The 17,608-nt window shown below is 59.1% G+C and carries 20 protein-coding genes; 9 read left to right on the top strand and 11 right to left on the bottom strand.

The window, feature by feature from the left end; genetic code table 11:
- Positions 1 to 17: 17 nt before the first annotated feature.
- Positions 18 to 1,304, top strand: a complete 1,287-nt coding sequence (glgC, locus tag RBB81_RS01985; protein WP_183791462.1) for a glucose-1-phosphate adenylyltransferase — start codon at positions 18 to 20, stop codon at positions 1,302 to 1,304.
- A 182-nt stretch (positions 1,305 to 1,486) separates the two neighbouring features.
- Here the strand turns inward: glgC and RBB81_RS01980 are convergent, their stop codons facing one another.
- Positions 1,487 to 2,302 (bottom strand): hypothetical protein, encoded by an 816-nt coding sequence (locus tag RBB81_RS01980; protein WP_246373786.1) that lies wholly within the window; start codon positions 2,300 to 2,302, stop codon positions 1,487 to 1,489.
- A gap of 147 nt (positions 2,303 to 2,449) precedes the next feature.
- Between RBB81_RS01980 and RBB81_RS01975 the strand changes: the two genes are divergently transcribed.
- Together RBB81_RS01975 and RBB81_RS01970 are read left to right on the top strand one after the other, a co-directional pair.
- Positions 2,450 to 2,662 carry a Sec-independent protein translocase subunit TatA/TatB gene (locus RBB81_RS01975; protein ID WP_158945869.1) on the top strand — a complete coding sequence of 71 codons (213 nt, stop codon included), beginning with the start codon at positions 2,450 to 2,452 and terminating at the stop codon, positions 2,660 to 2,662.
- A 262-nt stretch (positions 2,663 to 2,924) separates the two neighbouring features.
- Positions 2,925 to 3,731 carry a polyphosphate kinase 2 family protein gene (locus RBB81_RS01970; RefSeq protein ID WP_353072528.1) on the top strand — a complete coding sequence of 269 codons (807 nt, stop codon included), beginning with the start codon at positions 2,925 to 2,927 and terminating at the stop codon, positions 3,729 to 3,731.
- Positions 3,732 to 4,135: 404 nt separating this feature from the next.
- On the opposite strand, the gene RBB81_RS01965 is transcribed toward RBB81_RS01970, so the two are convergent.
- From RBB81_RS01965 to RBB81_RS01955, 3 genes are all read right to left on the bottom strand, one after another.
- Positions 4,136 to 5,017, bottom strand: coding sequence for an EamA family transporter (locus tag RBB81_RS01965; RefSeq protein WP_353073884.1), 882 nt, complete (start codon positions 5,015 to 5,017; stop codon positions 4,136 to 4,138).
- Positions 5,018 to 5,060: 43 nt separating this feature from the next.
- A complete protein-coding gene (locus RBB81_RS01960; protein ID WP_353072527.1) occupies positions 5,061 to 6,371 on the bottom strand; it encodes a VWA domain-containing protein in 1,311 nt (436 codons plus the stop codon).
- A 93-nt stretch (positions 6,372 to 6,464) separates the two neighbouring features.
- Positions 6,465 to 6,659 (bottom strand): hypothetical protein, encoded by a 195-nt coding sequence (locus tag RBB81_RS01955; protein WP_179586161.1) that lies wholly within the window; start codon positions 6,657 to 6,659, stop codon positions 6,465 to 6,467.
- Positions 6,660 to 6,846: 187 nt separating this feature from the next.
- On the opposite strand from RBB81_RS01955, the gene RBB81_RS01950 reads away from it, so the two are divergent.
- Positions 6,847 to 7,884: a VWA domain-containing protein gene (locus RBB81_RS01950; protein WP_179586159.1), complete on the top strand. Its 1,038-nt coding sequence runs from the start codon at positions 6,847 to 6,849 to the stop codon at positions 7,882 to 7,884.
- Between the two features lie 135 nt (positions 7,885 to 8,019).
- Here the strand turns inward: RBB81_RS01950 and RBB81_RS01945 are convergent, their stop codons facing one another.
- Positions 8,020 to 8,154, bottom strand: a complete 135-nt coding sequence (locus RBB81_RS01945) for a hypothetical protein (RefSeq protein ID WP_353072526.1) — start codon at positions 8,152 to 8,154, stop codon at positions 8,020 to 8,022.
- Positions 8,151 to 8,723 carry a GNAT family N-acetyltransferase gene (locus RBB81_RS01940; RefSeq protein WP_353072525.1) on the bottom strand — a complete coding sequence of 191 codons (573 nt, stop codon included), beginning with the start codon at positions 8,721 to 8,723 and terminating at the stop codon, positions 8,151 to 8,153. The genes RBB81_RS01945 and RBB81_RS01940 overlap by 4 nt, the downstream gene beginning before the upstream one ends.
- A gap of 481 nt (positions 8,724 to 9,204) precedes the next feature.
- Between RBB81_RS01940 and RBB81_RS01935 the strand changes: the two genes are divergently transcribed.
- A complete protein-coding gene (locus RBB81_RS01935; RefSeq protein WP_353072524.1) occupies positions 9,205 to 10,203 on the top strand; it encodes an aldo/keto reductase in 999 nt (332 codons plus the stop codon).
- Between the two features lie 96 nt (positions 10,204 to 10,299).
- On the opposite strand, the gene RBB81_RS01930 is transcribed toward RBB81_RS01935, so the two are convergent.
- Positions 10,300 to 10,575 carry a hypothetical protein gene (locus tag RBB81_RS01930; RefSeq protein ID WP_353072523.1) on the bottom strand — a complete coding sequence of 92 codons (276 nt, stop codon included), beginning with the start codon at positions 10,573 to 10,575 and terminating at the stop codon, positions 10,300 to 10,302.
- A 101-nt stretch (positions 10,576 to 10,676) separates the two neighbouring features.
- On the opposite strand from RBB81_RS01930, the gene RBB81_RS01925 reads away from it, so the two are divergent.
- A complete protein-coding gene (locus RBB81_RS01925; protein WP_353072522.1) occupies positions 10,677 to 11,378 on the top strand; it encodes a HisA/HisF-related TIM barrel protein in 702 nt (233 codons plus the stop codon).
- Between the two features lie 585 nt (positions 11,379 to 11,963).
- Here RBB81_RS01925 and RBB81_RS01920 read toward each other — a convergent pair.
- Positions 11,964 to 12,734, bottom strand: coding sequence for an AAA family ATPase (locus tag RBB81_RS01920; RefSeq protein WP_179586146.1), 771 nt, complete (start codon positions 12,732 to 12,734; stop codon positions 11,964 to 11,966).
- Between the two features lie 151 nt (positions 12,735 to 12,885).
- Between RBB81_RS01920 and RBB81_RS01915 the strand changes: the two genes are divergently transcribed.
- A complete protein-coding gene (locus tag RBB81_RS01915; RefSeq protein ID WP_179586144.1) occupies positions 12,886 to 13,677 on the top strand; it encodes a hypothetical protein in 792 nt (263 codons plus the stop codon).
- Positions 13,678 to 13,931: 254 nt separating this feature from the next.
- Here the strand turns inward: RBB81_RS01915 and RBB81_RS01910 are convergent, their stop codons facing one another.
- Positions 13,932 to 14,645, bottom strand: coding sequence for a hypothetical protein (locus tag RBB81_RS01910; protein ID WP_353072521.1), 714 nt, complete (start codon positions 14,643 to 14,645; stop codon positions 13,932 to 13,934).
- 440 nt (positions 14,646 to 15,085) lie between these two features.
- On the opposite strand from RBB81_RS01910, the gene RBB81_RS01905 reads away from it, so the two are divergent.
- A complete protein-coding gene (locus RBB81_RS01905; RefSeq protein ID WP_353072520.1) occupies positions 15,086 to 15,751 on the top strand; it encodes an acyloxyacyl hydrolase in 666 nt (221 codons plus the stop codon).
- Positions 15,752 to 15,795: 44 nt separating this feature from the next.
- Here the strand turns inward: RBB81_RS01905 and RBB81_RS01900 are convergent, their stop codons facing one another.
- Together RBB81_RS01900 and trxB are read right to left on the bottom strand one after the other, a co-directional pair.
- On the bottom strand, positions 15,796 to 16,356 hold the full coding sequence (locus RBB81_RS01900) for a GNAT family N-acetyltransferase (RefSeq protein WP_353072519.1): 561 nt from the start codon (positions 16,354 to 16,356) through the stop codon (positions 15,796 to 15,798).
- A gap of 11 nt (positions 16,357 to 16,367) precedes the next feature.
- Positions 16,368 to 17,321, bottom strand: coding sequence for a thioredoxin-disulfide reductase (gene trxB, locus RBB81_RS01895; protein ID WP_179586136.1), 954 nt, complete (start codon positions 17,319 to 17,321; stop codon positions 16,368 to 16,370).
- An 84-nt stretch (positions 17,322 to 17,405) separates the two neighbouring features.
- Here trxB and RBB81_RS01890 point away from each other — a divergent pair, with 84 nt between their 5' ends.
- Complete coding sequence (locus tag RBB81_RS01890; RefSeq protein ID WP_179586134.1) at positions 17,406 to 17,606, top strand: allantoinase; 201 nt, start codon at positions 17,406 to 17,408, stop codon at positions 17,604 to 17,606.
- The last annotated feature ends 2 nt before the right edge of the window (positions 17,607 to 17,608 follow it).

Below are 17,608 nucleotides of genomic sequence, written 5' to 3'. Positions count from 1 at the left end.
TCGGAGTCCGGAAGATTATGAGAGATACCCTTGGTGTTCTACTCGCTGGTGGTGCTGGCGAACGGCTCTTCCCCCTCACCCGCGATCGCGCAAAGCCCGCCGTCCCCTTCGCCGGCCAGTACCGCATCATCGACATCACCCTCTCCAATTGCATCAACTCCGACCTCCGCCACGTCTACATCCTCACCCAGTACAAGGCCCTCTCCCTAAACCGCCACATCCGCGAGGGCTGGGGTACCGTCGTCGCCAACGAGCTCGGCGAGTTCATCGAAATCCTGCCCCCCATGCAGCGCGTCTCCAAGTCCTGGTACCAGGGCACCGCCGACGCCGTCTACCAGAACATCTACTCCATCGGCTCCGAAGAGCCCAAATACGTCCTCATCCTCTCCGGCGACCACATCTACAAGATGAACTACGCCCTCATGATGCAGCAGCACGCCGACTCAGGAGCCGACGTCACCATCGCGACCCTGCCCATCAAGCCGGAAGAGGTCTCTTCCTTCGGCGTCGTCGAAGTCGCCCGCAACGGCGAGGTCACCGGCTTCGAGGAGAAGCCAAAGGAGACCAAGCTCCGCTCGCCCTTCAACCCCGACATGGTTGACGCCTCCATGGGCATCTACCTCTTCAACACCGATGTCCTCCTCCCCGAGCTCATCAAGGACGCCGAAGACCCCAACTCCAAACACGACTTCGGCCACAACATCCTGCCCAACATCCTCGGCCGCGTCAAAATGCAAGCCTACAACTTCGTCGACGAGAACAAGCAGAAGGCCCTCTACTGGCGCGATGTCGGCACCCTCGAGGCCTACTACGAAGCCAACATGGATGTCGCCGGCGTCACTCCCACCTTCAACCTCTACGACAAGTCCTGGCCCATGCGCACCCGCCCCTACCAGTACCCGCCCGCAAAGTTCGTCTTCGGCGAGCCCGGCCGCACCGGCATGGCTATCAACTCCATCGTCGCCGCCGGCTCCATCGTCTCCGGAGCTGTCGTCCGCAACTCCGTCGTCTCGCAGGACGTCCGCGTCAACTCCTACGCCGACGTCGACTCCAGCATCGTCTTCTCTCACGTCAACATCGGCCGTCACTGCCGCATCCGCCACGCCATCATCGATCGCGACGTTCACATCCCCGACGGCACCGTCATCGGCTACGACCCCAACGAGGACAAGAAGAACTACTTCGTCTCCCAAAGCGGCCTCACCGTCGTCACCCGCGACTACTCTGTCTACGAAAATCCAGTTTCCCCGGAGTTCCTCAACCGCGACACACCCGGCAAACCCGTAAACGTAGGGCAGGAATAAAGAGCAGCCATCTCTCCCCGACCAACGGGAGGACCAGGCATTCCATCCACCGAGACAAGGTATACAAGTCACGAAGTGACCGCCCCACGCGCAGTGGGCCCGTCCGGAAGGACCATCAGTGCGCAAAAAAAAGCCGCCATTCAGGCGGCTCTCTATTTGCTCGTTCAAGCTTCAGATATCCGTTACCGTTGTTTCCCCATCCGATAAACCACACCACCAGAGATCGCAAAGAACTCCCGCGTCTCAGTCCCGAAGTGCTCCAGAATCAAATCCGGCGAAAGCCGAATCGCCCAGTTCTTCGAGCGGTTGATATCGATGCTTCCGCCGAGCGCCGCGATCGGCTTGGTCCGGTTCGTATAGAGTCCGGTAATCTGCGAAAACGTCGGCTGCCCCGGCTGCCCTGGCCTCAGGTCATCGTCAAAGGTCCCATGCGCCACGCCGCCATAAGCGTGATAGTTGATCGCGACATACTGATTCTTCGGTCCACGATACTGCGCACCCAGCAGACCCATATTCATGTAAACCAGCGGGCGGCTCAGGTTGTACGGCAGCCCCTGCGCCTGGCCAAAGACCGGCGTCGTTCCCGCCTCGCCCCGGTATTCTGCGCCGACTCCAACGTGGTTGGTGAACCAGTGATCCCCCGGCAGCCAGTAGGTCGCCAGAAACTCGCCTCCGCCCATGTTCATCCGCTGCGGCAGCGACTGACCGGCCTGGAAGTTCATGAAGTTTATTCCGACATAGAACTCATACTTATTGTCGTAGGTCACCGGCGCCGCCAGGGCGATCTTCGTATTTGAGATCGGTACCGTGTTCTGCGTCGCTTGCGGCGTGGCCGAGGACGAAGTAGCCTGCGCCCGGCTCCATGTCGCGCCCGTCATCAGTAAACCCGTTGCCAACACTCCAAAGAATGCGCGTTGTCCCGTTCTCCGCGCCCCGGTCAACTTCCATGCACCACTCGTCTTCAATCGCAACATCCGTCTCCGCGTCTCTTCCAGCATCTGCTACTGCATTTCCTTCAGTTACCAAGATATAACGTTCAGCCAACATCTGCTTTGTCCCTTGCCGCGTATCTATCGACAGCGCGCACCTGTGCGACAATAGTGGGTGGCAGTCGGCGCACGCGCCAGGCTGCAGGGAGAAACAGTATGGGCGAACTATTTACACCAACACATCTCATCGTCATCGCCGTAGTCGTCCTTGTCCTCTTCGGCGGCAAAAAACTGCCTGAGCTCGGCAAAGGCCTGGGCGAAGGCCTCCGCGGCTTCAAGGACGGGATGAAGGGTGTCACCGACGAGGTCAACAAGCCGACCGAAACTACGCACGCGGTCACCCCTAAGCCCGAAGAGTCCGTCAAGTAATTCGACTTCCTCCCCGCGATCCAACCCCTCTTGATAGATGCCGATCACTGTGTCCTGCCGGACGGGCCCGCTGCGCGCGGGGCGGTCACTTCGTGACTTGTATACCGCTTCGCGTGGTGCTCCCGTTGGTCGCAAGCTGGATTCCGTGCCGACCAACGGGAGGCCCAATGCATCCTAACCACCAGGACCGGTAAACACGTCACGAAGTGACCGCCCCGCGCGCAGCGGGCCCGTCCGGCAGGACAAAACGAGGCTCACTCGCATGAAGATCAAATCCCCCTATCTCATCAAGCCGAACGCGCACGTCCGGCTCGCAAAAAAGTCAACCTCAGGTACCGGCAACTACAAATCCGAAGAAGCCGCCGCAGCCGTCCTGGTCAAGCACCGCACCCAGCTCGCAGACCTGCAGGATGTCTTCTACGCCAGCCAGAACAAGGCCCTGCTCATCGTCCTCCAGGGCATGGACACCGCCGGCAAAGACGGCACCATCAGCCACATCTTCTCTGGCATCAACCCCCAGGGCTGCGACGTCGCCTCCTTCAAAGTCCCCACCCCGCTCGAATCCCGCCACGACTTCCTCTGGCGAGCCCACGCCCAGGTCCCACCCCGCGGCATGATCAACATCTTCAATCGCTCTCACTACGAAGACGTCCTCTCCCCCCGCGTCCACAAGATCATCATTGACAAGGTCATGCGCCGACGCCTGGACGACATCAACGAGTTTGAGAGCATGCTCGCCGACAACGACGTCCTCATCTTGAAGTTCTACCTCCACATCTCCCGCGACGAACAGACCCGCCGCCTCCAGTCCCGCATCGACGACAAACAAAAACACTGGAAGCTCTCCGAGGCCGACCTTCACGAGCGCAAATTCTGGCCTCAATACATCGACGCCTACGACCGCATCCTCTCCACCACCAGCCCCAAACACGCCCCTTGGTTCGTCATCCCCGCCGACCACAAGTGGTACCGCAACATCGCCATCTCCACCATCCTCGTAGAAGCCCTGCAAAGCCTGAAACTCAAATTCCCAAACCCCACGGTAGACGCCTCAGCCATTAAGCTCTAGCCGCTATACCGCGCTCTCACCAGCAGCTGTTGTCGTTGTTCTCGCAGCTGCTCTTGCCGTTGTTGTTGCCTGTTCTTTTGGTTGTCATCCCCGCAGGGGATCTGCCGTTGCTGTTGTCGCTGCCGTTGCACTTGCCGTGGCCGTTGCACTTGCCGTTGTTGTACTTGCCGTTGTTCTTGCCGTGGCCGTTGCACTTGTCGTCGCCGTTGCACTTGTCGTCGCCATTGCACTTGCCGTTGTTCCTGCCGTTGCTGTTGCCCTTGCCTTGTGATAGAGCAGGGCTTCATCCCTGCGTCAAAAACCCGCCGTAGAGCGGCTTCCTCTCTGCCGAAGGCTGGAGCGAAGCCCAAAGGGCAAAGCGACAAAAACATTGCCGTTGTTTGTTCTCCTCTACAACTCCACCACTAGAGCGTAACCATCACCACCGCCGCCGCCGCCACGGCCATCCCCAGCCCTTGCCTCCGAGTAGGCCGCTCCCGCAGCATCCACGCTGCCAGCAGAATCGTCGAGGCCGGGTATAGCGAAGCCAGCACCGCCGCCACATCCAATCTTCCGGCCCTCGTCGCAGCCAGAAACAGCAGATTCCCCGAAGTATCCAGCAGCGCAGTTGAGAGCGCCCACAGCATCACCCTTCCGGTCACCACCACCTTCGCCCCACCCCTCTTGCTTGTGACAGACCTTGCCAGCAACATCAGCATACAAACCGAAAGGCTCCCCATCCTCGCCGTCGCGAGCGGCCAGATCACGCCAGTCGTTCCAGCTAGTTTCAAAGCAACGAAATAAACTCCAAAGCCGACACCGCCGGCGATTGCCAGCCAGAAAGTTCCGGTATCTGCAGGCTCAGCCTCGGCATTATCCCCCGCCGCGATCAGCCAGATCGCCATTCCCGCCACTAGAAATCCCGATATGTGCAGCAATCCCGGCGACCCCTCCATCGCCGCTGACACAGCTGCGGGTATCGCCGCTGCGAGCAACCCACTCAGCGCCGCCGAAGCCCCCATCGCCCCGCGCGACAGTGCGATGTAAAAGGCCGTCAGCGACGTGCCACCTGCAACTCCCGCCGTAAGTCCCCAAACTAGCGGCGCACCATGCGGAAACTGATCTCCCCGCAGAAGTGCCACGGTCAGCAGCACACTGAAGCTCATGGCATGGCTCAGCAGAATCACTCGCAGCGCGGCGACCATCGACCCGCCGGAATGTTTCACTCCCATGCCGCCCGAAAAGTCCCCACCACCCCACAGCACTGCGGCAGCCAGCGCCAGCAGCGCATTTCCATGCACCAGCATCTCCATCGGATTCCGATCAGGCCGCGCCGCCGGCCACGCGCTCTTACTTGACCGACACAATCCCTGGCGGCCGCGTGTCGCCCGCCGTCGGGTAGTAGCCCTTCTTCGCAATCACGGTCAGGTTCGGTCTCAGCACCTTAACCTCAAGCGTCCGGTACTTCCCATCGATAAACGGCTCATGCGTGTAGTAGCCGACCGTATACTGCGTCCGCACCTCTTCCGCAATCTTCGCAAAGCTCGTCTCGATTCCCTTCTGCCGGAACTCGCCATCGAAGTTCCCGCCCGTAGCATTCGCATACGCAGGCAGAATGTTATCCCGCATCTGCAGCGGCAGGTGAATCCGATCCAGGAACCCAATCACCGGCAGCGACGAATCCCCCACCAGCGTCCCATACACCGCAATCTTGTTCGTGTTCAGATACTTCACCACCTGCGAAAACTTCGCCGTGCTTCCATACTCGCGCCCGTCGCTGATCACATAAATAATCCGCCGCCGACCAGTCTTGGTCTTCGACAACGCCGTCGCCGCCGCCAGAATCGCATCGTTCAGCGTATGCACATCCCGCGGAACATTCTGAATCCCAAGGATGCTCGTTCCATGCGTAGCATTCGTGTTCGGGTCAGTGTGGCTATCCTGCCCACCGTTGATATTAATGTTCTGCCCCAGCGGCCCCGCGGTATCGTAGTAGATCGGCTCACGCCCCGTCACCTTCGACCGCTCCAGTACCGCCTGCAAACGCGCACTCTGCGCCCCGGTAAAGTCCGTCTGCATCTTCGGCCCGTTGTTATACGTAAACACCGAGACCTCGTCATACGGCGTAAACGCGCCCTGCAACGCAGCCAGCGAATTGTTCACCTTCGCCATGTTGTCGTACGTCATGCTCTGGTCGATCACCAGCGCCACCGACAACGGAAACGGATCGACCGTAAACAGATCCAGCTTCTGCCGCAGGTTATTCTCATACACGCGCACATCCCGCCACGTCAGTCCCGGCACCAGCCGCTGCTTATTGTCCTTCACCGTAAACGGCACTTCTACAAAGTTCGTCTGCACCCGCAGCGTAAACGCCTCAGGCCCCTGCCCACCCGTAGGAATCTCAGGCGGCGGCCCTTCATCCTGCTTTTGCGCCGCGCTCTCCGGCAGCCTGCTCGGCACCCCGCCATCCTGAGCAGGAGCCGAGTTGTCTCCAGCCGACTCCGGCGTAGTTCCCGCCCCCGGCGTCACCGGCCCAACCGGCAGAGCCTGCGGATTCGGAGCATCAGGAATCGTCTGTGGTTTTGGCCCATCGGGGATCGGCTGCTGCTGTGGTGCATCCTGCTGCGCCTGCGTCAGTGCCGGCTGTCCAGCCATCATGCACGCCAAAGCCCCTGCCAATATACTGTTCCTAACCACGCGAAAATCCCCCATACTCTCCAGCCGGGCCTTCACAACCCAAAGCTTCACGAACTACAAGACTATCAGCGCAACATCCCCGCCGCCATCCCCATCCCGCAGGAATCCAGCCGCCCCGCCATGCCCTTGGACGCCCAGCGGCCTCACAAAGTTACGCCCCAACGCCTTCTCCGCTCCTAATTCCCCACAACGACACAGTCCATCCACCACCACGCAGCCCATCCACCACCACCCTGAAAGAAGCGTCATCTCGACCGAAGTGGTTCACAGTCTCATCGTGAACCACGCAGTGGAGAGACCCCCGCATTTGCTTTTGTAGTTGCTCGTTCTTAGCCGTTGCCTGTCCAAAAATCAGTAAATCAGTGCCTCCGCGCCCATCTGCGTCAAGCCGCACATTTTCCTAAGACTCACCCCCAACTTCGTCGTCTAATAAGGTATGCGCTCCCCCTGCCTCGCCGCCGTCGCCCTCGCTCTCAGTCTCACCCCCGCCCTCCACGCGCAGGAGGCACCCTCCCCCGGCGGCCCACCCCCCGCCAGCGACGCCGCCGCCCAGCCCGTCGACATCGGCGACACCCAGACCCTCAAGGTTCAGGTCAACCTCGTCAACGTCTACTTCTCCGTCCGCGACAAGAGCGGCTTCATCACCAACCTCCACAAAGACGACTGCAGCATCCTCGAAGACAAAGCTCCGCAAAAAACCAAGAACTTCACCCAGGAAAAAAATCTCCCCCTCACCATCGGCATCCTCCTCGACACCAGCGGCAGCCAACGCAACGTCCTCCCCCTGGAACAGCAGTCCGGCGCCGAGTTCCTCAAAGACGTCCTCACCCCCAAAGACGAAGCCTTCCTCATCTCCTTCGACATTAACGTCAACCTCCTCGCCGACTACACCAACAGCCCCCGCGAGATAAAACGCTCCATCGACTCAGCCGAGATCAACACCGGTGCAGGCACCGGCTCGGTCACCGGCAACGGCACCGCCCGCGGCACCCTCCTCTTCGACGCCGTCTACCTCGCCGCCCACGACAAGCTCCGTCAGGAGGCCGGCCGCAAGATCCTCGTCCTGCTCACCGACGGAGGCGACCAGGGCTCCCAGGAAACCCTCAAGACTGCCACCGAAGCCGCCCAAAAGGCCAACGCCATCGTCTACGTCATCCTCCTCTCCGACCGAGGCTTCTACGGCGGAGGCTTCGGCATCAACCTCGCCGACACCGGCGAACGCGACATGCAGAAGCTGGCCACCGACACCGGCGGGCGCGTCATCAACGTAGGCAACAACGGCAAGAAGCTTCAGGAAGCCTTCGACCAGATCCAGGACGAACTCCGCACCCAGTACCTCGCCAGCTTCACTCCAACCAACGCCAAAATCGACGGTACCTTCCGCACCCTCAACATCACCTGCCAACCCGGCCAGAAGATCCAGGCCCGAAAAGGCTACTACGCCCTCGCCGACGCCCAAGGCAAAGACGACTAACTCAAGGTCGCACCCCGAGCGAGTTATCCAACCCATCCACGTCATCCTGAGCGAAGTGGCTCACGGTTTGTGAGCCACGCAGTCGAAGGATCCCCGTATTTCGTCTTTGCCTTGTTGTTGCCTGTTCTTTTGTTGTCATCCCCGAAGGGGATCTGCGGTTGCGGTTGCCGCTGTCGTTGCCGTCGTCGCAGCCCTTGCCGTTGCCATCGTCGCAGCCGTTGCCGTTGCCATCGTCGCAGCCGTTGCCGTTGCCTGTCCTTTTGTTGTCATCCCGCAGGGATCTGCTGTTCCGCTCGCAGCAACGGCCGAAGAGGCAGCCGATAACGCACCGTTCCCGCCTCTTCTCCATCTCCATCAAAGACCATCCCACACTTCTCCATCACCCGGATCGAAGCCGGTATCGAAGGAAACGTGTGTGCGATCACACTCTCAATCCGCTCGTCTTCTCTCAGATACTCAATCAGAGCCCTGGCCCCCTCGGTGGCAAACCCTCGGCCTTCAAACTGCGGCAGCATTCCATATCCAATCTCACACTCCGACGGACGATCCGCCTTGGTAAACGCGCCCAGCGAACCGATCAAAGTGCGAAACCCAGCCGGACAAACCAGGCCGACATACCGCTGCCAGCCAAGCTGATCCGGATGCTCCTTAAGCTGAGTCAGCATGAAATCGTAGACATGCGGCTCCCAGTTCTCATGGGGCCAGTTCGTCGGGACAACACATCGAATAAGTTCGCCAAGACGGCCTTCACCGGCCTGTTCCGCCCTCAGCATCTCGGGCGTAATGGAAATGAGCGATAGACGAGACGTAGCGATATCGTCAACAAATCGAAGCAACATGGGGGAATCTCCTGAACAGTGTGAGAAAAGCAGGTAGGCACAATCCGGCTCAACCACTCCGGAGTCACGACCGCTGCACGCACATCCGATTCAGGCAATCATAGGCAGGCCAGAATTCTAGCACCCATACGCTGCTCAATCTCAGACCCTCCCGGCCATAATCCTGTCAAGCCCCAAAACCATGCAACTCTCTCATTCGCAAGCACATCCACGTGGCGCATGAGTTATCCCCAACCGGCTATACTTAATCAGAAACTCGAGAAAGAGGGTAAAGCTCTCTCGCTCTTGCGCTTTGGCATCCGGCTAGGACCGTAAACCCAATGGTGTGACGAATTTGCACGTAACCCGTTTGAAATGAAATATTTGCAGCGATAACTTAGGCCTAAGTATCTGATAATAAGTGATTTACACGCTGGTAATTGGGGGGGGGTAACCCTCTCGGGATTGGCAGAATTAAACAGGACAAACCGAAGGAGACGGCATGGAATACGTGAATCTAGGTAAGACTGGCCTGAAGGTCTCGCGCTTCACCCTCGGTTGCATGTCCTACGGCGTCCCTCCCGCTGGCCCCCTTCGCCCCGGTAGCCACGCCTGGGCCCTCAACGAGGCCGACAGCCAGCCCTTCTTCAAACAAGCCCTCGACCTCGGCATCAACTTCTTCGACACCGCCAACATCTACACCGTAGGCTCCAGCGAAGAACTCCTCGGCCGCTTCCTCAAGGCCAACACCAGACGCGAGAACACCGTCATCGCCACCAAGCTCTTCTACGCCTTGCATGACGACCCCAACGCCAAGGGCCTCGGGCGCAAACAGATCTTCTTCGAACTCGACCAGAGCCTCAAGCGTCTCGGCACCGACTACGTCGACCTCTACCAGATCCACCGCTGGGACTATGAGACCCCCATCGAAGAGACCATGGAAGCCCTCCACGAGGTCGTCAAATCCGGCAAGGTCCGCTACATCGGAGCCTCCTCCATGTACTCCTGGCAGTTCGCCAAGGCCCTCTACGTCGCCGACCTCCACGGCTGGACCCGCTTCGTCTCCATGCAGAACCACTACAACCTCCTCTACCGCGAAGAGGAGCGCGAGATGATGGGACTCTGCCAGGCCGAAGGCATCGGCGTCATCCCCTGGAGCCCGCTCGCCCGAGGCCGCCTCGCCCGCGCCTGGAATGCCGAGACCACAAAACGCAACGACACCGACCAGTTCGCCAAAGCCATCTACACCCCAACCGAAGATGCCGACAGAAAGGTAATCGACCGCCTCGGAGAGCTGTCAGACAAGCGAGGCATTTCCCGCGCCACACTGGCCCTCGCCTGGATGCTCAGCAAACCCTACATCACCTCGCCCATCGTAGGAGCCACCAAACCCAACCACCTCACCGACGCCGCAGCCGCCCTCTCCGTCAAGCTCACACCGGAAGAGATAACGTCCCTGGAAGAACCCTACATCCCCCACCCCGTCGTAGGCTTCAGCTAAGGCCGCAGCGGTCTCTGCAGTTGTGGTTGCTCTTGCAGTTTGAGTTTCAGTTGCAGTTCAGTTGCAGTGTCGTTGTTGTCGCTTGCCCTTTTGTTGTCATTCCGCAGCGAAGCGGAGGAATCTGCGGTTGCTGTTGTCGTTGCTGTTGCTATTGTCGTTGTCGTTGTCGTTGTCGTTGCTGTTGTCGTTGTCGTTGTCGTTGCTGTTGTCGTTGTCGTTGTCGTTGCTGTTGTCGTTGCTGTTGTCGTTGCTGTTGCTGTTGTCGTTGCTGTTGCTGTTGTCGTTGCCGTTGCGGTTGCGTTGCTGTTGCCTGCCCCTTGTTGTCATTCCGCAGCGAAGCGGAGGAATCTGCTGTTCCTCCACCAACCCCATACCGTGTCATCCTGAGCGAAGCCTCTCACAGCCTCATCGTGAGAGGCGCAGTCGAAGGACCTGCATTTTGCTCGGAGCAGGAACCGAAAAGAAAGAAGAAAATGTTAATACCCTCAATCGACCTGATGGGCGGCCGTATCGTCCAGTTAGTCCAAGGCGAAAAGCTCAAGCTGGCCTTCGACGACTTCGAGTACTGGATCGAACGGTTCGCGAAGTACCCTCTAGTCCAGTTGATCGACCTCGACGCCGCCATGCGTCTAGGCAACAACCGCGCCCTCATCGAGATGATCGCGAAGCGTCTCCCCTGCCAGGTAGGCGGCGGCTTGAAAACCGCCGAAGACGGCAAACTCCTCCTCGAGGCGGGAGCCAAGCGAGTCATCTACGGCTCCAGCCTCTTCCGCCCGGCGGAGCCCGACCACATCCGCCGCCACAAGCTCATCTATCTCGAGTTCGCCGAAGGCCTCAAGTCCTCACTCGGCGAAGAGGCACTCGTCTTCAGTGTCGACACCAAGGCCGGAAGAGTCGCCATCAAAGGCTGGAAAGACTCCGTCGACCTCACCCCCGAAGAGGCCATCACCTGGCTCGAAGACTACTGCGCCGCCTTCCTCTACACCCACGTAGACACTGAAGGCACGATGCAGGGCTTCCCCCTCGACGTAGCCGCGATCCTCAGAGCCTGCACCGCCAAACAATTAATCGTAGCCGGAGGCATCAAAGAGCGCAGCGAAGTAGACGCACTAGACGCAATGGGAGTCGACGCCGTAGCAGGAATGGCCGTCTACTCCGGCGCCATGGAAGCATAGCAATCATCACCCGACCAACGGGAGGACCCACGCACTTCGCCCTACCAGGACCGGTCACAAGTCACGACTTGAAGATAGCTGCTTCCGCCCCCAATTTCTGCAAGTTCCTCATAAGCGAGATAAAGCCTTACCGTGGAGGTGATTTACCGTTTGGCCCCTGCACAAACTCGACATCAGAGACAAACACAGGATTCTCATTCCAGTCATTCACTACTCTTCTATTGGCGACATTGAGGTGGAAGATCAATATGGGGAGACCCATAGAGGAAGTACATGAAGAGCTGATTTTCTTCCATTTTTCCTGAAATTCGAACGGGGGCCTCCATATCAAAGATCCAGGAAGCGCGTCCTTCGAGGTAATGTTCGAGGAGGAGGATCTTGGAGGAGAGACGGGAGCGCTGGAGACGCTCCCTTTTTACCGAGAAGACGTCTTGAAGATCGTGGAACTCTTTGAGGAGTTCGTGGAATCGTGATTGACTTGACCACACCACTAGCTTATCCACGTTTTGTGGACTTGACATGGAGTTTTGCTGGTTTTTTGGTGGTGTGATGCGGCTGGAATTTTCGCCTCGGGAGGAGCGAGGACTATCGCTTGTCGGGTTCCTCGAACAGGGAAGGGGTCTCATGGAAGAGCTCCTGCAGGAAGCTTTCTCGGTCGCTGGTGAAGCGGCGGACGATTTGAAGCGGCGCGGTGTCTTCGTAGGAGATCTCGTGGAGGTGGCCGTCGTCGAAGGAGAAGATCTGCGCGCCGGGGTAGCCGAGCAGGACAGGAGAGTGGGTGGAGATGAGGAACTGGGCGTCCTTGTAGCGGCGGAGGGTGTCGTGGATGAGGATGAGGAAGGAGAGCTGGCGCTGCGGGGAGAGGGCGGCTTCGGGTTCGTCGAGGAGGAAGAGGCCGTTGCGGGTGAACTTGTGCTCGAGGAGGGTGAAGAAGGTTTCGCCGTGAGAGCGAGTGTGGAGGCTTTGTCCACCATACGATTGGAGGATCTGGCCTGATCCTCCGTCTAGTTCGTCCAGGGTTGAGGCAGTGTTGAAGAAGCTTTCGGCGCGGAGGAAGAAGCCTGCTCCGGTGCGCTTGTCGAAGGAGAGGCGCAGGGCTCGCACGAGAACGTCGGTGGAGTGGTTGTGTTCTGTCGTGTCATTGCGGATGTTGCGGTTGCCGCCTTCGGGGCCGAAGCCGTAGTGTGCGGCGATGGCTTCGAGGAGAGTCGATTTGCCGGTTCCGTTCTCTCCGGCGAAGAAGGCGATGCGGGAGTGGATCGATATCTCGGGCAGGGAGGCGATGGTGGGGACGGAGAAGGGGTAGGCGGTCCAGTCTTCCACTCGTTCGCGCAGGAGGGTGATCTTTTTCAGCATGGGATTGGTTCGGAACTCGACTCCTTCAGCATACCGGCGGGCGCGAGATCGTAGAGTTGTTTTCGCCCAAAGGCGCAACGACAGAACTCCATCCTGGGAATGCCGATTCTGATAAACTCCTCGCCCCGAAGTTTGGAGATGGAGGTTTGCGATGAAAAAGCTCTTGTTTGTTTTAGGACTCGCGGCCCTGTTAACACCTATGCTGGCGGCGCAGAGCGCCTTCGACGGCACCTGGAAGATCGACATGAACACGGCCGATTTCCCCAAGAAGCCGGATGTGTTCCTGCTGCAGAATGGCACGTACGAGTGCAAGACCTGTACTCCGCCGTATTCGATCAAAGCGGACGGTACAGACCAGCCCGTCACCGGGCATCCCTACTATGACAGCGTCGCCATTAAAGTGGTGAGTGACCACGAGATCGAAGAGACGGACAAGAAAGGCGGCAAGGTTGTCACCACTTCGACCGCGACCGTGTCGCCAGACGGCAACACCATGAGGTTCACCTTCAGTGACAGCAGCAACACCAACGGCGGTCCTCCGGTGACCGGCAAAGGCGAAGCGACACTGGTGGTAAAAGACCCGGCGGGATCGAATGCAATCTCCGGTTCGTGGCGAACCACCAAGATAGAAGGCCTGTCGGACAATGCTACGGTGTGGACTTACAAAGTAAGCGGTGACGAGATCACGATGACGACTTTGACCGGCCAGACTTACACCGCCAAGCTGAATGGCGCGGACGTGCCGATGAAGGGCGATCCGGGCGTAACCAGCGTGTCGGTGAAGATGTTGGGAAAGGACACGCTGGAAGAGACGGACAAGCGCGACGGCAAGGTGATTGGCGTCTTCAAGATGACGGTTGCAAACGATGGCAAGACCGCCAAGGCCATCTTCGACGACAAGCTGCAGAACAGGACGACCACCTCGGATGCGACGAAGCAGTAGGCTCGCGGTTTCTTGCGATGCACCGCCTGTCTTCAGGGGTTTTTGCGTTGATGTTGATGTAGAGCATAGCAGTCGCAGAGTCAAAGACGATATCAGGGATCTCTCCACTGCGTCGCGCGATAAGACTCGAGCGACTTCGGTCGAGATGACGAATAACAAGGCTAGCGATAATACAAATTCCCCTCGACATCCACAGGGGAACCGCTTTAGCGATAGGTTCGAGTTAGTCGTCTTCGTATCGACGGCGGCGATTCTTAGTCTGCGACCATCAGCTCTCCCGGAACGATGGGGCGAGTGCGTGGGAGCGCACCCCGATAGGCGGCGAGGCCCATGAGGAGGAGGGCACAGGCGAAGATGGCGAGCTTCGCGAGGCTTGCGGTGCGGGTCTCGGGGAGAGTCTTCCAAAATGCGAGGAGGAGTGCCTGCGAGATCGTGACGGCCCAGACGGAGCCGTAGAAGTAGCGGCGCTCTGTGCCTTCGCCTTTGGTCGAGAGCCTCACGCGTGGCAGTACGCCCACCGCTCCCAGCAGCAGGATCGTTCCGCATAGCGGGAAGTAGGCGTAGCGGTAGATCTGCTGCATGTACCAGTGGCCGGTCGCTGCGGCGATCAGAAGTCCGCTCAGGTTCAGGAGTGCAAAGCTGAGTACCGCGTTCCACGCGAAGGTATAGCAGACGCGGCGGTAGAGGGGATTTGGCTTGTCCTCGTCGAAGCGAAGGATGTAGGGCTGAGGCTCGGAGCCTGGCAGGCGTCCGAGTAGAGCGGCGATGCCGGTGCCGATCAGAACTGCAATTAACCATGCCAGGTTGCCCCGTCCGAAGCCGTGGGCGAAGAGGGAGAAGGTCAGCGGGCCGGGGGCGAGAAAGAACACCCAGATCCATATGGGCCAGTGGGCAAGGCGGTAGAGAGCGGTGTTGCGTTCCCTTATCTTTCGTCTCTGAGCATATTCGACCTTGCCGCTGTATTGCATAGGCGTGAGTCTCGCAGAGGTGCCGAGGGCACGTCAACGGGGAGAGTCATAGCGCTGGGCCGGTCTGCTTTCGGCGGATTTGTGGCGTGCCGGGGGACGTTTTCGATAGGGTTCGTGAGGAGTATGTCCACGAATGGAGGGTTTCAAGTGGGAGGGCAGAACAAGAGGGGTTACTGAGGACGGATGAAAAAAATTCTTTGTTGCACGGACTTGAACTTATAATTGCTGCTCGTTCGTATCATTCTGCGCTTTTCGGGCCCGATCTAATTGACTAATGGGGGGACCTATTGGCGAGCAGACGAGGTTGTGGGTCCGTATTTGTCCTGTGGGCGAGCGAGCGCAGCCTGGCCGGAAACCTACGCCTCTCTTGTCTCTCCGTGCTGGCTGCTGTTTGTCTCCTTGGGTCGCGACCGGCATGTTCCCAAGAGGCGGAGATCCCAGTGTTGACCAATGCTCCGCTGGCGACGAAGATCACCGCTATTACTGACACCGCGCTGGCGAAAGACATCGTAGTGGCCACGAAGACGCCCCGTGGCAAGCCGCCGGTGGAGAGTGAGATCTCGATTTCGGGAATGTTTCCGGATGGCGATTACAGGCTGTTTAGTGCCACGGTTCGCTGCAATGCGTGGACGGTGGGTGTGGAATACGACCGTCATAGCTGGGGTCACTTTATGGGGTCGCGGATGGACTACGTGGTGGAGGTTCTGCCATTTGTTCTTTTGAGTCAGCCTGCGGTCTCAGATTTCTGGGGAAATGCAAAGAGCCCGAATCAGGAGTTGGTGCATGGGTTGTCGATCTCTCCGTTTGGTTTTCGCTGGCTATGGCGAAACGACAAGGCGGTGAGGCCGTACATCGTTGGCAAACTGGGGACTGCGGTGTTCACGAAGAAGGCGTTTTCGCCGAACGCGAGCTATGCGAATTTCAATGTTCAGGCTGACTTCGGGGTTTTGATCAAGATGACGGAACGGGTCGATTTGCGCGTGGACCCGTTCGTGTTTTTTCATGTGTCGAATGGCTATCTGGCGGCGAGCAATCCTGGAATGGATGAACTGGCGACGAAGATCGGGGTGAGCTACCGTCTTGGAAAAAAGAATGAGGTGAGGTGACGGCGACGCTGTTCCAGGGGGTTGGCCGGTGGGATTGGTCAGGTTCAGCGTTGGGTTTTGGGATGCGTCTCGCGCCACATTTCGAGGGTCAACTCCCATTGCTCCGATGGCAGGCGGCCTGACACGTAATCATCATCGGTCTGGGCGATGCAGCGCATTCCCTGACGGAGGGAGATGGCTCGTGAGGCTGCGTTGTCTCGCGCTTTCTTTATTCGGAGGATGGGCTGTTGCAGATCTTTAAACCAGAAGCGGGTGACCTCTGCTGCGGCTTCGGTCATCAGGCCGAGGCCTTGCCACTCGCGTGCGATCCAGAAGCCGCGATTGTTGTCGCCGTCGCGCACGAGGCAGATGGAGCCGATGACTTTCTGGCGGGGATCATCTTTGAGTCGCAGCATCCAGTGCCACTCTTCACCGCGTTCGATGGCGGGGAGCGCGGTGTCGCGGTAAAAGGTGTGGACTCCGTCGTTGGGAAAGGGCCACGGGACCTTGGCGTTGAGCTGCCGGACGATCTCCCAATGGGGGAAGATTTTCTGGACCTCCGGGGCGTCGGAGAGCTGCAGAGGCTTTATGAGTAGACGGGGTGTCTGGAGGATCGGCGTCGGCACGCTCGTCCTCCTTACCTGCCGTGTTCTTCGAGGTACTTTTCGACCTCGAGGGCGGCCATGCAGCCAGATCCGGCTGCGGTGATGGCCTGGCGGTAGCGGCGGTCCTGGATGTCTCCGCAGGCGAAGACGCCGGGGATGATTTCGCCATTGAGGGTGGTGAAGACGTTGTTGCGGGTGAGGATGTAACCCTCGGAGTCGAGGTCGATCATGCCCCGGAAGGCTTCGGCGTTGGGGATGTGGCCGATGGCGAGGAACATGAAGGCGACGGGCAGGACGTATGCTTCGCCGGAGACCTTGTTTTTGACGCGGAGACCCTTGACATCCTTTTCTTCAACGCCGAGAACCTCTTCGACGACGGTGCTGGATAGGAAGCGGATGTTGGGGTGAGCCATGGCGCGATCGAGCATGATCTTGGAGGCGCGAAACTTTTCGCTGCGGTTGATGATGGTGACCTTGGAGGCGAAGCGGGTGAGGAAGAGAGCCTCTTCCATGGCGGTGTCGCCGCCACCGATGACCGCGATCTCCTTGCCTGAGGCGAAGAAGCCGTCGCAGGTGGCGCAGGAGGTGACGCCGTGGCCGATGAGGGCCTGTTCGGAGGGGAGGTTCAACCAGCGTGCGCTGGCTCCGGAGGCGATGATGAGGGTGCGGGTGTGGATGGTCTCCTTGCCGAGGTTGAGGGCGAAGGGACGCTTGGTGAGATCGATGGAGCTGAGGTGGGCCAGACGCAGCTCGGCTCCGAAGCGGATGGACTGCTTCTTCATGTTCTCGATGAGGTCGGGGCCCTGGACGCCCTCGGGCCAGCCGGGGAAGTTTTCAACGAGCGTGGTGATGGAGAGCTGGCCGCCGGGCTCGTGGCCTTCGAGGACGAGGGGCTTGAGGTTAGCGCGCGCTGTGTAAATGGCAGCGGTGAGTCCGGCGCACCCGGAACCGAGGATGACAGTGTCGTGCGTGATGTTTTCGGGCATATAAGCTCCACTAGTGTAAATGCGCTGCGGACGAAAAAGATGCAAACCGGCGCTTTAGGTGCGTTTGGTGAAACAATTGAGGTTATGGCAAACCTGACCTTGGTGTATGGAATGAGGCTGTTACCTGCGGATGAGATCGCATCGGTGGGCGAGGCGCCCGTAACGCTGAAGAACGGTAACGAGGCGCATGTGACGCTGCATGTGCTTGAAGGCAGCCGGGAGGAGATTGAGGCTCAGCTGCGAATGAGTATTGACGCGTTCTTCGACTTCTACCCGGAGATCTAACT

The sequence above is a fragment of the Tunturibacter gelidoferens genome (genome assembly GCF_040358255.1).
GTDB classification, from domain to species: domain Bacteria; phylum Acidobacteriota; class Terriglobia; order Terriglobales; family Acidobacteriaceae; genus Edaphobacter; species Edaphobacter gelidiferens.
Note: the sequence above shows the minus strand (reverse complement) of the source record. Positions and strands in the feature narration are given on the sequence as shown.

Bases quoted from the DNA above. Each gene is read 5' to 3' on its own strand.
- glgC (WP_183791462.1), top strand. From the start codon at position 18: ATGAGAGATACCCTTGGTGTTCTACTCGCTGGTGGTGCTGGCGAACGG.
- RBB81_RS01980 (WP_246373786.1), bottom strand. From the start codon at position 2,302: ATGCTGGAAGAGACGCGGAGACGGATGTTGCGATTGAAGACGAGTGGT.
- RBB81_RS01975 (WP_158945869.1), top strand. From the start codon at position 2,450: ATGGGCGAACTATTTACACCAACACATCTCATCGTCATCGCCGTAGTC.
- RBB81_RS01970 (WP_353072528.1), top strand. From the start codon at position 2,925: ATGAAGATCAAATCCCCCTATCTCATCAAGCCGAACGCGCACGTCCGG.
- RBB81_RS01965 (WP_353073884.1), bottom strand. From the start codon at position 5,017: ATGCTGGTGCATGGAAATGCGCTGCTGGCGCTGGCTGCCGCAGTGCTG.
- RBB81_RS01960 (WP_353072527.1), bottom strand. From the start codon at position 6,371: ATGATGGCTGGACAGCCGGCACTGACGCAGGCGCAGCAGGATGCACCA.
- RBB81_RS01955 (WP_179586161.1), bottom strand. From the start codon at position 6,659: ATGACGCTTCTTTCAGGGTGGTGGTGGATGGGCTGCGTGGTGGTGGAT.
- RBB81_RS01950 (WP_179586159.1), top strand. From the start codon at position 6,847: ATGCGCTCCCCCTGCCTCGCCGCCGTCGCCCTCGCTCTCAGTCTCACC.
- RBB81_RS01945 (WP_353072526.1), bottom strand. From the start codon at position 8,154: ATGACAACAAAAGGACAGGCAACGGCAACGGCTGCGACGATGGCAACG.
- RBB81_RS01940 (WP_353072525.1), bottom strand. From the start codon at position 8,723: ATGTTGCTTCGATTTGTTGACGATATCGCTACGTCTCGTCTATCGCTC.
- RBB81_RS01935 (WP_353072524.1), top strand. From the start codon at position 9,205: ATGGAATACGTGAATCTAGGTAAGACTGGCCTGAAGGTCTCGCGCTTC.
- RBB81_RS01930 (WP_353072523.1), bottom strand. From the start codon at position 10,575: ATGGGGTTGGTGGAGGAACAGCAGATTCCTCCGCTTCGCTGCGGAATG.
- RBB81_RS01925 (WP_353072522.1), top strand. From the start codon at position 10,677: ATGTTAATACCCTCAATCGACCTGATGGGCGGCCGTATCGTCCAGTTA.
- RBB81_RS01920 (WP_179586146.1), bottom strand. From the start codon at position 12,734: ATGCTGAAAAAGATCACCCTCCTGCGCGAACGAGTGGAAGACTGGACC.
- RBB81_RS01915 (WP_179586144.1), top strand. From the start codon at position 12,886: ATGAAAAAGCTCTTGTTTGTTTTAGGACTCGCGGCCCTGTTAACACCT.
- RBB81_RS01910 (WP_353072521.1), bottom strand. From the start codon at position 14,645: ATGCAATACAGCGGCAAGGTCGAATATGCTCAGAGACGAAAGATAAGG.
- trxB (WP_179586136.1), bottom strand. From the start codon at position 17,321: ATGCCCGAAAACATCACGCACGACACTGTCATCCTCGGTTCCGGGTGC.
- RBB81_RS01890 (WP_179586134.1), top strand. From the start codon at position 17,406: ATGGCAAACCTGACCTTGGTGTATGGAATGAGGCTGTTACCTGCGGAT.